Genomic DNA, 11,858 nt, shown 5'->3' on the forward strand with positions numbered 1-11,858 from the left:
TGTGGCAAAGGCGACCAAGCAAAAAAATGCCAGCCCTTTCAGGCTGGCATTCCGTAAGAATGATCTTACTGGTCGTCATCATCCCCATCACCATCTGAAGGAGAGCCACCTGTGCTTCCTCCATCGGGTGAAATCGCAATGAACAAAGACTGACCATCACGCAAAATGCGTAGCAGGACAGGTTTTTTAGCCCCCAAAGCGGCCCGAACAGCCGTGACTGCAGCACGGGGTGTATCAACACTCTGGCCGCCAACAGACTGAATAACATCCCCCGGGCGGATACCGGCCTGATCAGCCGGCGAACCGGGCTGAATGTCGTTCACCACCACACCATGCACGTCATTCCCCAGCCCAAGCTGACGGCGGATGTCAGATGTCAGCGGTGTTAGGGAGACGCCCAGATGCTGGCCAGACGCTGCGGCCCCACCGATACCGCCGTCATTGTTGGCAGAAGCAAGGTTACCGATCTTGACCGTCAGGGTCTGCGGCTTACCAGCCCGAATATAGCCCATTTTCGCATCCGTTCCGGGTGCGATGGACGCTACACGCACGGCCAGATCATGCGGAGAGGCAACTTTCTGACCATTGAAGTCCGTAATGATATCTTCAGACTTCAATCCTGCTTTTTCGGCAGGGCTATCAGGCGTTACGCTGGCAACCAATGCCCCTGCCGGCGGCGCACCAGATGGGGACGCAGGCATATTCAGCGCCTTGGCCATGGCCGGTGAAATGACCTGTGCATTCACACCCAGATACCCACGCACAACGTGGCCGGTTTTGCGAAGCTGGTCTGTGACACTGCGCACGGTATCAGACGGAATGGCAAAACCGATACCAATTGAGCCCCCACCTGATGGAGACAGAATTGCTGTGTTTACACCAACAACCTTGCCATCCTGCGTGAAGAGCGGGCCGCCGGAATTACCGCGATTGATCGGGGCATCAATCTGAATGAAGTTGTCGTATGGCCCTTCATTGATGTCACGCCCACGGGCAGACACAATCCCCGCCGTAACCGTCCCACCCAAACCATAGGGATTCCCTACGGCCACAACCCATTCTCCGGGCTGTACATCATCAGATTCGCCCAGTTCGATAAAGGGCAGCTTCTGGGATGATGTGACTTTCAGCAGGGCAAGGTCGGTCTTGCCATCACGGCCGATGATCTTGGCAGGAAGCGTTGTTCCATCATCAAGGGTAACCGTAACCTTGGTGGCACCCTTCACCACATGGTTGTTGGTCACCACGTAGCCATCGGCTGAAATCACAAAGCCTGACCCACGGGCTTCAATCAACTGGTGCGAACGCTGGGGCACCATCTGAAATGGAAAAGGGAATGGAAAAGGCGAACCGCCACCCATTCCGCCCATACCACCGCCTTCAGCCTCAGCAGCATCTGCCTTGATCATGGACGTGATGGAAACGACAGCAGGCTTGACCTGTTTGACCAGATTAACAAAATCCGGGAGCTTCTGACTGGGGCTGCTGGGTTTGATGGCTCCGGCAGCATCCTGTGCATGGGCCGCATTGTGGCCAAGCAGCGCGACAGAACCAATGCCTGCGCCAGCTTCTGCCACAATAGAAACCCCGGCCAGCAGGGCCAGGAATTTTTTACGGCGAGCCCGCCCGAAAAACTTTGATTCAGATTTTTCCGACATCACGATTCCGACTGTTCCTTGCATTGTCCGGCAGAGTATTCCCTACCTGGGCGCGGCATTGGGGCACCCTGTCCGACCATCATAACCGGGCTATTTTCCCCAACACCAGACGCTTAAGACCCTAAAATGGTTCCTGTGTGGCAAAAACAAAAGGTCTTGCTTTATGGAAGCTGTGTGATTTTGTCTGACACGCCGTCAGGGCGTAAAGCCTGAAAAAACGCTTTTAACAGAGCAGATGCCTCCTGCTCCCGCACGCCGCCAATCACTTCCGGCCGGTGCAGTGTTTCGGGGCGGTAGGGAATCCGAGGGCCGTGCTCCATCCCCCCGCCTTTGGGGTCATAGGCCCCGAAAATAACGCGCCCTACCCGGAAATGCGTAATGGCCGCGGCACACATCGGGCAGGGTTCAAGCGTGACAACCAGCGTGCAATCAGAAAGCCTCTGTCCGCCACGCTGTTGTAATGCCGCACGCATTACCAGCATTTCTGCATGCGCGGACGGATCATGACGTTCCTCCACGCGGTTGCGATCCTGTGCCAGAATCGCCCCATCCGGCCCCACAAGCACCGCACCCACAGGCACTTCTCCGCAACCAGCCGCTTCACGCGCCAGAGTAAGGGCGAGTTCCATACCATTTGGTGAGGAGAGGGCTTTTTTGTTGGGAAAAGTCTTCATCGAACTTGAACTGGTCTGCCTGCCATCAGGGTGGTTGTGCCACGCGTTGTATCATTTCTGACGCACTCATTTGAGCACAGACACATTATGGCAAAAAAAAGCATTGTTTTTCTTGCAAACGCGCAACTTTCTCTGTCACCATGCCTTATAGATGCCATGATCCGTTCTGGAATTGGGTTTCTACGGGACAATATGTGTCAGATTTGAAAATCTGACTATGCGGGAAAGGATTAGTACAATGCACAGTCTGTCTCTCATCCTGGCCGCTGCTGCGATCGGTCTTGGTCTTTCCGTTGTTGACCGGACCGTAAATGACTCCGCGCCAGCCCCCGCCCATTTTACCCATCACGCTTCTTTTCTCCCGCGCTAAGACCTTTCCCCACATCAGTCCCACCATAAAAGAGAATGTGCGGGACTGATTAAGAACGTGCAAAACGATAGCCTGTGTGGCACTACACAGCGCCTGTGCATGTGTTTTCTGTTTTAAGATTTCTGAAAAATGACATTACGCCGCCCCGTTATCGGCATTACGCTTGACCATGAACCGGGTGGAGCAGACCGTTATTCGCGTTTTCCGTGGTACGCGCTTCGTGAAAATTATATAACAGCAGTCAGCACGGCTGGCGGGTTACCTGTTGCTCTGCCGCTGTTTCCGCAACTGGCGGCAGAGTACTTACCCCACATTGACGGCCTTCTGATAACGGGCGGCGCGTTTGACATAGACCCCGCCCTGTATGGTGATGCCGACCGCCATGAATCTGTAACCCTCCGCCCCAGACGCACACAGGCCGAGGCAGCCTATCTGGCTGCTGCGCTTCAAAAAAACATGCCCGTACTCGGTATCTGTGGCGGTATGCAGCTACTGGCTGTTGCTTTGGGGGGCACACTTATTCAGCACATCCCCGATTCCGTGCCCGATGCCTTACCGCATGAACAACCCAACCCACGCGATGAAGCCAGCCATAGCGTAAGCATCACCCCACACACCTTGCTAAGCCGGATCACTGAAGGCTGTGGTCAGATGGGCGTTAATTCTTCGCACCATCAGGCTGTTCTGTCCTCTGGCCGGGCAATGGTGAATGCTGTGGCTGAGGACGGAATTATTGAAGGCATAGAAGACCCTACCCATCGATTCTGTCTTGGGGTGCAATGGCACCCGGAATTTGGCATAGACGCTGGCGACCGTAAGATTTTTAACGCCTTTATTCAGGCGGCAGGAGAAACAGAGTGACGCAGGAACCCCGTGGAGAACGCATTGCCAAATGGCTTGGCCGCACAGGTGTGGCCAGTCGGCGTGATGCGGAGCGGATGATTGAGGAAGGCCGCGTCAAGCTGAATGGTCAGTCTGTTGACCACCCCGCCACATTTGTAACCGAACAGGACGTGGTACAGGTGGATGGCAAAGCCGTTTCCGCCCCTGAACGCACCCGTTTGTGGCGTTACCACAAGCCAGACGGGCTGGTGACAACACATAAAGACCCGGAAGGTCGCCCAACTGTGTTTGCCTCCCTGCCGCCCGGGATGCCGCGCGTTATCAGCGTTGGTCGGTTGGACCTTAACAGCGAAGGCCTGCTGTTGCTGACCAACGACGGTGAATTGGCGCGGAGACTAGAGCTACCAACCAACGGTTGGATTCGCCGGTACCGTGTGCGCGTGTTTGGTGTGGTTGATGAAGCACGGCTTGCTGCGCTGGCCAACGGCAGCGTGTTTGAGGGTGTGCGTTATGGACCGATTGAAGCCGGGCTCGATTCCCGCAAGGGCGACAATGCGTGGCTGACGGTTTCCCTCCGTGAAGGGAAAAATCGCGAAATCCGTAAGGTCATGGCCGGGCTTAACCTGCACGTTAGCCGATTGATCCGCACCAGTTACGGGCCTTTCCAGCTTGGCACGCTTCAACGCCGTGAACTGGAGGAAGTGCCGGGCAAAATTCTGCGCGAACAGATGCCTAAAGCACCGGAAAAAGCCTCTGCCAACGCCTCCTCTGCCAAGGGCCGTCGGGCAAGCTAACGATGCGTATTATTGCCGGAGCCCGTAAGGGCCGCATGCTGTTAGCTCCGACAGGCACGACAACGCGCCCAACGGCAGACCGGGTACGGCAAGCACTTTTTGACATGCTGTTACACGCCCCTTGGGGTGGCCCCCAATTACTGGCAAACGCGCATGTTCTGGATGCCTTTGCGGGTACGGGTGCTCTGGGTCTGGAAGCTATTTCCCGCGGCGCAGCACAGGCCAGTTTTTTTGAAACTGACCGAGCAGCCCTTTCTGCCTTACGCGCCAATATTGCAGGGTGTGGATGGCAGGATCGCTGCAAGGTTCTGGCACGGGATGTCACCTCCCCCCCTCGTGCTTCAGCACCTTGTTCGCTCCTTTTTCTTGACCCCCCGTATCGACAGGATTTCCCTGCGCGCACATTGGCAGCATTAAAAGCACAGGGATGGATCGCTGAAGGGACAATCGCTGTCATTGAAACCGCTGCGCAGGAGCCCCTGCCCCTGATGAACACCGAGAATGGCCTACCCGATGCAGAGGACGCAGCACCTGAGCAAAAGCCGGCAGTCCATTTTCCGGGACTATTGCTGGCAGAACGTAAGCATGGTGCAGCACGGATTTCTGTCTGGCGGTTGTGAGTGCTAGCAGATAATTAATAGCGTAAAATAGTACGACTGATCTAAGCGCCGTCCTCGCCCGCAGAGCGTTCCCCTGCTGGCGTCAGAGAGAGTTCAAGGGTGGCAGAGTCACGGTTACTGCGCTAAACGAGCGGAACATTCTTTCAGACAGCAAGAGAAAACGGGGTCACTGATGGCTGGCAGCGTCAACAAGGTTATTCTGGTCGGCAATCTGGGCAAGGACCCGGAAGTGCGCACCAGCCAGAGCGGCATGAAAATTGTGTCCCTGACGCTGGCAACCAGCGACACATGGAATGACCGTCAATCTGGCGAACGTCGCGAACGGACGGAATGGCACCGTGTTGTCATTTTCAATGAACGCCTTGCAGATGTTGCAGAACGCTTTCTGCGTAAAGGCCGCAAGGTTTATCTGGAAGGGGCCCTGCAAACCCGCAAATGGACCGATCAGTCAGGCCAGGAACGCTACACAACAGAAGTAATTGTCGAACGATTCCGTGGTGAACTGGTGCTGCTGGATAGCCGTGCTGGCGGTGACAGTGATGATGCCGGCGGTGGTTATGGTGGCGGGAACAGCAGCTATGGCGGTGGCTACAGTGGTGGGAATGATTTTGGCGGTGGCTCTGCCCCACGCCAGAACACTCCATCACGCGGTGGAAACACGAACTCCGGCGGCTGGGATGCCCCGAGTGGCAATAACGATCTGGATGATGAAATTCCGTTCTAAGGGCGGCTTCCAATGCTTTATCCCCTGTGCGGGATAAAGCATTGATCATGCCGGTTTTTAAAACCTGATGTCCCTTTCTTTATCAGGCTGGCGCAAATGGCTGGCACAAAGCCTGACCGTCTGCGGCATAACCTGCGTAATGCTGCTACCGCTCTTTATGTTTTACACAAGAGCGTTGAGCGACATTGCAGCGACTATTGTTGCCATCAGTTTCCTGCTTTTTTCCGGCCTGACGCATGACTGGCGCTGGGTTCATAAACCATGGATTAAACCAGCCGCCTTATTCTGCTGTCTGTGCCTTATTGCGTCACTCTCTAGCGGCGTAAGAGCTTCATGGATTCAGGCGTTATGCTTGCCCCGCCTGTTTTTGCTGACGGCTGCTGCCGAAAACTGGATTTTACCCAAAGCCTCCCGCCGTGCAGCGTTAGGTGGCGTGTTCCTGGTTTTAGCGCTCTGGTTGATGAGCCAATGCTGGGAGCAGTATCTGACCGGCACAAACCTGATGGGGTATCCCCGCTGGGGCGATGGCTCCCTGACCGGCCCGTTTGTCAAACCACGGGCAGGCTTTACATTTCTGATGCTGTTCTTCCCCGGTATTATGCCGGTTGTTTTACACGCCCTGCACACAAAAAAACTGTCCGCGTGGGCGGGAGGACTGCTTTTGTTATTGCTGGCCACGTTGACCATGGTTCTGATTGGCCAGCGCATGAGCAACATTCTGATGCTTTTTGGCCTCTTCCTGACCGCCCTTCTGGTTAAACGGTTTCGGCTGCCATTTTTGGGCGTTCTGGTCTGTGTTGTTGCCGCTTTGGCCAGCCTGCCTGTTATTTCCCCCCCGACTTATACCAAACTGGTGCTGAAATTTTCAAACCAGATTCAGCATTTTGCCAGTAGTGATTACGGATTGCTGTTTACCAAAGCGACAATCATGGTGCTCAACCACCCATGGCTCGGGCTGGGGATGGATGGGTTTCGTACTTTCTGCCATCTTGGCATGCAAAGCAGCGGACTATCCAGTGTAGGGATACCCGCCCTCGTCAGCCCGGAAAATGCTGGCTGCAATATTCACCCGCATAATTACTATCTTCAAATTGCAACCACCGCAGGGCTGCCGGGTCTGATGGTTTTTGTCGTGACCAGTTTGTTCTGGTTAAGGGCTGGTGTGCGTAATCTTTCTGCTGAACGCCGCCCGCAGCAGGCCATGCTGTTTGTCATGTGCTGCACCGTTTTATGGCCTATTGCCTCAACCAGCGCGTTTTTCTCCTTCCCTACAGCAGGGTGGATTTTCCTGTTTGCAGGCTGGCTTATGGCCAGTGCAGAAAGCGCAAATAACACCCAAAAGGGTTTCCGTTAAACAAACCACGTCTGACCTGCGCTAGAAACGATCAGCATTTCATTATTATGCATTACACTTATTCTTGAACTGCGTGGTCCGGTTACAAGATTATGTCACGATTTTATTGCTGGTGGTCTGCATAATCTGCTTGGCGATCTGTGCGACCACCGCTATAAGCCGCGTCATTCTTTCAAGGCAGGCTTCCTGTCATTGCAAAGGCTGATAACACATATGATTACTCTACCGCCGGACTATCGCCCGTCAGAAGACGAAGAGTTCATGAACCCTCTTCAGACGGAGTATTTCAGGCAGAAGCTTCTCAAGTGGCGTGCCGAACTGCTTAAAGAGGCAGGGGATACTCTTGCCAGCCTGTCTGAAGGTGGCATTCATGAAGCCGACATTACGGACCGTGCCAGCGTGGAAACAGACCGCGCATTGGAGCTACGCACCCGTGACCGTGCCCGAAAACTGATTGGCAAAATCAACCTTGCCCTTCAGCGCGTCGAAAACGGCAGCTACGGCTATTGTGAAGAAACGGGCGAACCTATTGCCCTGCGTCGGCTGGAAGCCCGCCCCATTGCGACCCTGTCCATTGAGGCGCAGGAACAGCATGAACGGATGGAAAAAACCCACCGTGACGATTAATTCCGCTTTTTAAGCGGAAACAGGCTTGCGGCGATGCGCATGAAACGCTAGAACGCCGCCAGCGTGCTGCTGTAGCTCAGTGGTAGAGCACTCCCTTGGTAAGGGAGAGGTCGACAGTTCAATCCTGTCCAGCAGCACCAGCTCTTCCCTAAAAGTATCAAGTTCTATTGTCTTACTTTTAAAGTTCAGAAACTGTATCCCCTCATCCTATCGCGTGGGATGATGGTGGGCTTTATTCCCGTCAACTTTTCAAACCCATACTAACCATACCCTTAACCTCGACAGTCAAATCGCTGATCGAAGATAATCGGGCATAAAAAAAGCTGCGCCCCTTAAGCGCAGCTTTGGTCTGTTTAGCGTGGACCGCCGCCTTCTGGGCCACCGGGACGGCCCTGATTGCCCCGACCACCGGGACCACCTTGTTGATGCCCTCCGGGACCACCAGAAGGCCCTCGCCCGGAAGGACGCCCCCCTCCATCTCGTCCACCAGGACCACCCCGACCGGGTCTGGCATCTGGTCGGCCCCGACCCCCTGGCGGCATCTGACGCACAAATCCCGGTCTTACCCGGCGGTCAGCATAGCCCCAGCGGGAGCTAGGGCCGTAGCCGTAATAATCATCATAGCGCGGGCCATACCCCGGATACTGGTAAGGAGTATAGCCACCACCACCGGGGCCAACACAGCCGGAAAGAGAGCCTACCATCACCAGACAGCTAAACAGTAGGGGAATCCGTTTCATTTTCTACTCTCCTTCCCGCCAGACCAGACTCTGACAGCGTCAGACCGCCTTAACCAGAACGTGGTGTTTTTTACCTGACGACAGACGAATGGCGCCATCCACGGCGTCCGTCTGCCCAACAACCTGATTTTCATCCGCGACTGCCACGTTATTGACGCGTGCGCCACCGCCACGGATCAAACGCCGTGCTTCGCCATTAGTTTTCGCCAACCCCGCTTCCACAAACAGACGGAACACAGGCACACCTTCGGCCAGAACAGCCTGAGGCATTTCATGCACCGGCAGATCAGCCGCCGTTACACGGCCTTCTTCAAATGTCTGACGGGCGGCTTCTGCCGCAGCCAGCGCCGCGTCACGGCCATGGCACAGGGCTGTGGCTTCTGTTGCCAGAACTTTCTTTGCCTCGTTAATGTCAGCCCCTTGCAGGGCTTCAAGGCGGGCACATTCTTCTAGCGGCAGATCTGTAAACAGACGCAGAAAGCGGCCTACATCCGCATCTTCCGTATTGCGCCAAAACTGCCAGTAGTCGAACACGGGCAGGCGCGCTTCAGACAGCCAGACAGCACCATTGGCGGTCTTGCCCATTTTCGCACCGGAAGAAGTTGTCAGCAAAGGCGTGGTCAGCCCCATCACACTTTTCTGGTCCGTGCGACGCACCAGATCCACGCCAGAAACAATGTTCCCCCACTGGTCAGACCCACCAAGCTGAAGTGACACCCCGTGGCGACGATTCAGTTCACGGAAGTCGTAGGATTGCAGGATGGAGTAATTGAATTCCAGAAAAGTCAGACCCTGTTCGCGGTCAAGGCGACTTTTAACAGAATCAAAAGCCAGCATCCGGTTAATTGAAAAATGGACCCCGACATCACGCAGCAGATCAATATAAGCCAGCTTATCCAGCCAGTCTGCGTTGTTCACCAGACGCGCATCTGAAACATTATCACCAAAGGCCAGAAACTGACGCAGACAGCCTTCAATCCCTGCCAGATTGGTAGTGATGGTTTCTTCCGTCATCAGACGGCGGGCTTCTTCCCGGAAAGAGGGGTCACCAATCCGGGCGGTGCCACCCCCCATCAGTGCGACCGGCTTGTGACCGTGTTTTTGCAGCAGGCGGAGCATCATGATCTGAATAAGGCTGCCCACATGCAGGCTGTCTGCCGTGGGGTCAAAGCCGATATACGCAGCGACAGACCCCTTTGTCATGGCGTCATCCAGTGCTTGGGCATCTGTGCACTGGAAGATGAAACCGCGTGCCGCGGCTTCCTGCATGAAAGGACTCTGAAACCCGTTTTCGACCATTCTCTTATCCCTGTGTGTCATGCGCTGACAGCGCGCACCCTATGTTACGACATCGGCCTTTAACACGGGATAGAGACCAGCAGAAACCGTCCCCTTCCCCACAGAGTGTTTTAGCGTGCGTTTTTACTGTGTTTGCACCCGCACCAACTGGCGTTTAGGCCGTACCGCCAACCGTTAGTCCCGCCATTTTCAGGGTCGGCTGCCCAACACCCACAGGCACACCCTGTCCGGCTTTGCCACAGGTGCCAATTCCGGGATCAAGCTCCATATCCTGCCCAATCATGGAGACCTGCGTCATGGCTTCAGCCCCGCTGCCTATCAAGGTTGCGCCTTTGACGGGGGCTGTAATTTTACCGTCTTCAACCAGATACGCTTCGGATGCTGAAAACACGAATTTACCGGACGTGATATCAACCTGCCCGCCGCCAAAATGCACCGCATACAGACCGCGCTTCATGGAACGGATCATATCATCGGTTGACGCCTGACCGGGCAGCATCAGGGTATTGGTCATGCGGGGCAGAGGCATATGCGCATAAGACTGTCGCCGCCCGTTTCCGGTCGCAGCCATGTTCATCAACCGGGCATTCAGCCGGTCCTGCAAATAGCCCGTCAGAATCCCGTCTTCAATCAATACGGTGCGGCCTGTAGGCGTCCCTTCATCATCCACAGTCAGGCTACCGCGCCGGTCTGGCAGCGAGCCATCATCAATCACCGTCACACCGGGGGCAGCCACGCGCTTCCCCATCAGGCCCGCAAAAGCCGAGGTTCCTTTGCGGTTAAAATCCCCTTCCAGACCATGACCAACAGCTTCGTGCAGCAAAATACCGGGCCACCCCGCCCCCAGCACGACTTCCATCTGCCCCGCCGGGGCAGGCCGGGCGTCAAGCGCCACCAGCGCCTGTCGCAGGGCTTCATCCACAGCGCCCTGCCATGTTGGTTCTTCAAGCAGACGGTTGATTTCATAGCGACCGCCTAGCCCATGGCTGCCACTTTCGCGCTTGCCGCCCTGTTCAACCACAACCGAGACATTCAACCGCACCAACGGCCGAAGATCTGCTACGCGCACACCATCTGCCCGGATAATCTGCACCGCCTGCCATTCCCCCGACAAGGACGCCATGACCTGCACCACGCGGCTATCCTTGCCACGGGCATAGGCGTCAATCTGGGACAGCAAACCGGAACGCGCTGCAAAATCGCTCTCACCCAACGGGTTAGCGTCTGTGTAAAGGCGCGTGTTGGTGGACCGTGGGGCATCTGCCATGGTGCCCGAACGGCCATTTCTGACCGCACCCACAGCATCTGCCGCCCGCTGCAATGCTGACCGGCTTAAATCATCCGAATGGGCAAAGCCGGTTTCTTCCCCCAGCACAGAGCGCAAGCCGAACCCGCAACTGGTATCAAAAGAGGCCGAGCGGATAACCCCGTCATCTAACGCGATGCTTTCACTTTCGCGATATTCAAGAAACAGTTCCCCATCATCCATGCCGGTTAAGGCCGTGCGTGTCAGGTTTTCCGCTTCATCGCGTGCCAGTAAGGCATTGGGCCGCTTGAAAAACAGGTCATCCGTAACGGCCAGAGCCCCGGGGCTTGAAAGAGTGGACGACATGAACAAAACTCCTGACAGGACGTAACGCGTATGGGCCACCATTGCCCAGCATGGCTGAAAAGCATAGTCCGTTCCGACGCCATGCAAAACCCGATCCCCCCTTTATCGTTCTGGATAGGAAGAAGGGGGCTTCATTCTGCCTCTGCGGCACCGTGACAGGCCATGGCGCAACCACGGCCAGACCAACCCGACCGAAAGAGAGACATGAGCGCATATTTGGACAGAACAAGCCTTGCACCCCGTATTCTTTTGCCTCACCCGGCAACCGGACGTTCTGTTTCCTTATGCCAACACCCGCGCGCCCTGCGGTCTTTATTGGTAGCCCTGCTGCTGGCATCCACGCCTCTGACGGCATTTGCCCAGTCGGCCAATCCGGCGCTTCCAAACGCGTCTGTTCAGCAGGGAACACCCGCTTCACAGTCAAATATCTTGGCCGCACAGAAAGAAGCATCCCCTCCGTCTGTTGTCCGGGTTTCCACGCCAGCAGAGCCTATCGCTCCTGCTCCTGCTCCTGCTCCTGCTCCTGCTCCTGCTCCTGCTCCT

The 11,858-nt window shown here is 55.8% G+C and carries 12 protein-coding genes, 1 tRNA gene and 1 pseudogene; 9 read left to right on the forward strand and 5 right to left on the reverse strand.

What is annotated here, in order from left to right:
- Positions 1-65 precede the first annotated feature (65 nt).
- Entirely contained in the window at positions 66-1,658 is a 1,593-nt protein-coding gene (locus tag Abin_RS10115; RefSeq protein WP_052948210.1) for a trypsin-like peptidase domain-containing protein, read from the reverse strand.
- A gap of 161 nt (positions 1,659-1,819) precedes the next feature.
- A complete protein-coding gene (locus Abin_RS10120) occupies positions 1,820-2,332 on the reverse strand; it encodes a nucleoside deaminase (RefSeq protein ID WP_048846547.1) in 513 nt (170 codons plus the stop codon).
- 238 nt (positions 2,333-2,570) lie between these two features.
- Between Abin_RS10120 and Abin_RS15870 the strand changes: the two genes are divergently transcribed.
- The 8 genes from Abin_RS15870 (at position 2,571) to Abin_RS10155 (ending at position 7,804) form a co-directional block, all read left to right on the forward strand.
- The gene (locus Abin_RS15870; protein WP_255319419.1) at positions 2,571-2,702 is read left to right on the forward strand and encodes a hypothetical protein; all 132 of its coding nucleotides are present in this window, start codon (positions 2,571-2,573) and stop codon (positions 2,700-2,702) included.
- A 129-nt stretch (positions 2,703-2,831) separates the two neighbouring features.
- The gene (locus tag Abin_RS10125; protein ID WP_048846549.1) at positions 2,832-3,563 is read left to right on the forward strand and encodes a gamma-glutamyl-gamma-aminobutyrate hydrolase family protein; all 732 of its coding nucleotides are present in this window, start codon (positions 2,832-2,834) and stop codon (positions 3,561-3,563) included.
- Positions 3,560-4,339 carry a pseudouridine synthase gene (locus Abin_RS10130; RefSeq protein WP_048846551.1) on the forward strand — a complete coding sequence of 260 codons (780 nt, stop codon included), beginning with the start codon at positions 3,560-3,562 and terminating at the stop codon, positions 4,337-4,339. The genes Abin_RS10125 and Abin_RS10130 overlap by 4 nt, the downstream gene beginning before the upstream one ends.
- A gap of 2 nt (positions 4,340-4,341) precedes the next feature.
- Complete coding sequence (locus Abin_RS10135) at positions 4,342-4,959, forward strand: RsmD family RNA methyltransferase (protein ID WP_048846553.1); 618 nt, start codon at positions 4,342-4,344, stop codon at positions 4,957-4,959.
- 172 nt (positions 4,960-5,131) lie between these two features.
- Entirely contained in the window at positions 5,132-5,683 is a 552-nt protein-coding gene (ssb, locus tag Abin_RS10140; protein WP_048846555.1) for a single-stranded DNA-binding protein, read from the forward strand.
- 67 nt (positions 5,684-5,750) lie between these two features.
- A complete protein-coding gene (locus Abin_RS10145) occupies positions 5,751-7,037 on the forward strand; it encodes an O-antigen ligase family protein (protein ID WP_048846557.1) in 1,287 nt (428 codons plus the stop codon).
- Positions 7,038-7,250: 213 nt separating this feature from the next.
- Entirely contained in the window at positions 7,251-7,664 is a 414-nt protein-coding gene (gene dksA, locus Abin_RS10150) for an RNA polymerase-binding protein DksA (protein WP_048846559.1), read from the forward strand.
- Positions 7,665-7,729: 65 nt separating this feature from the next.
- A tRNA-Thr gene (locus Abin_RS10155) sits at positions 7,730-7,804 on the forward strand.
- 213 nt (positions 7,805-8,017) lie between these two features.
- Here Abin_RS10155 and Abin_RS10160 read toward each other — a convergent pair.
- From Abin_RS10160 to tldD, 3 genes are all read right to left on the reverse strand, one after another.
- The gene (locus Abin_RS10160; RefSeq protein ID WP_084593588.1) at positions 8,018-8,404 is read right to left on the reverse strand and encodes a hypothetical protein; all 387 of its coding nucleotides are present in this window, start codon (positions 8,402-8,404) and stop codon (positions 8,018-8,020) included.
- 39 nt (positions 8,405-8,443) lie between these two features.
- Complete coding sequence (tyrS, locus tag Abin_RS10165) at positions 8,444-9,703, reverse strand: tyrosine--tRNA ligase (RefSeq protein WP_084593589.1); 1,260 nt, start codon at positions 9,701-9,703, stop codon at positions 8,444-8,446.
- 154 nt (positions 9,704-9,857) lie between these two features.
- Complete coding sequence (gene tldD, locus Abin_RS10170; protein WP_048846566.1) at positions 9,858-11,315, reverse strand: metalloprotease TldD; 1,458 nt, start codon at positions 11,313-11,315, stop codon at positions 9,858-9,860.
- Positions 11,316-11,519: 204 nt separating this feature from the next.
- Here tldD and Abin_RS10175 point away from each other — a divergent pair.
- A pseudogene (locus Abin_RS10175) lies at positions 11,520-11,858 on the forward strand (hypothetical protein); the annotation flags it as partial.

This window comes from Acetobacter indonesiensis (assembly GCF_000963945.1).
In the GTDB taxonomy this organism is placed as follows: domain Bacteria; phylum Pseudomonadota; class Alphaproteobacteria; order Acetobacterales; family Acetobacteraceae; genus Acetobacter; species Acetobacter indonesiensis.

Excerpts from the sequence above, each read along its gene's own strand:
- Abin_RS10115 (WP_052948210.1), bottom strand. The coding sequence starts at position 1,658 with ATGTCGGAAAAATCTGAATCAAAGTTTTTCGGGCGGGCTCGCCGTAAA.
- Abin_RS10120 (WP_048846547.1), bottom strand. The coding sequence starts at position 2,332 with ATGAAGACTTTTCCCAACAAAAAAGCCCTCTCCTCACCAAATGGTATG.
- Abin_RS15870 (WP_255319419.1), top strand. The coding sequence starts at position 2,571 with ATGCACAGTCTGTCTCTCATCCTGGCCGCTGCTGCGATCGGTCTTGGT.
- Abin_RS10125 (WP_048846549.1), top strand. The coding sequence starts at position 2,832 with ATGACATTACGCCGCCCCGTTATCGGCATTACGCTTGACCATGAACCG.
- Abin_RS10135 (WP_048846553.1), top strand. The coding sequence starts at position 4,342 with ATGCGTATTATTGCCGGAGCCCGTAAGGGCCGCATGCTGTTAGCTCCG.
- ssb (WP_048846555.1), top strand. The coding sequence starts at position 5,132 with ATGGCTGGCAGCGTCAACAAGGTTATTCTGGTCGGCAATCTGGGCAAG.
- Abin_RS10145 (WP_048846557.1), top strand. The coding sequence starts at position 5,751 with ATGTCCCTTTCTTTATCAGGCTGGCGCAAATGGCTGGCACAAAGCCTG.
- dksA (WP_048846559.1), top strand. The coding sequence starts at position 7,251 with ATGATTACTCTACCGCCGGACTATCGCCCGTCAGAAGACGAAGAGTTC.
- Abin_RS10160 (WP_084593588.1), bottom strand. The coding sequence starts at position 8,404 with ATGAAACGGATTCCCCTACTGTTTAGCTGTCTGGTGATGGTAGGCTCT.
- tyrS (WP_084593589.1), bottom strand. The coding sequence starts at position 9,703 with ATGGTCGAAAACGGGTTTCAGAGTCCTTTCATGCAGGAAGCCGCGGCA.
- tldD (WP_048846566.1), bottom strand. The coding sequence starts at position 11,315 with ATGTCGTCCACTCTTTCAAGCCCCGGGGCTCTGGCCGTTACGGATGAC.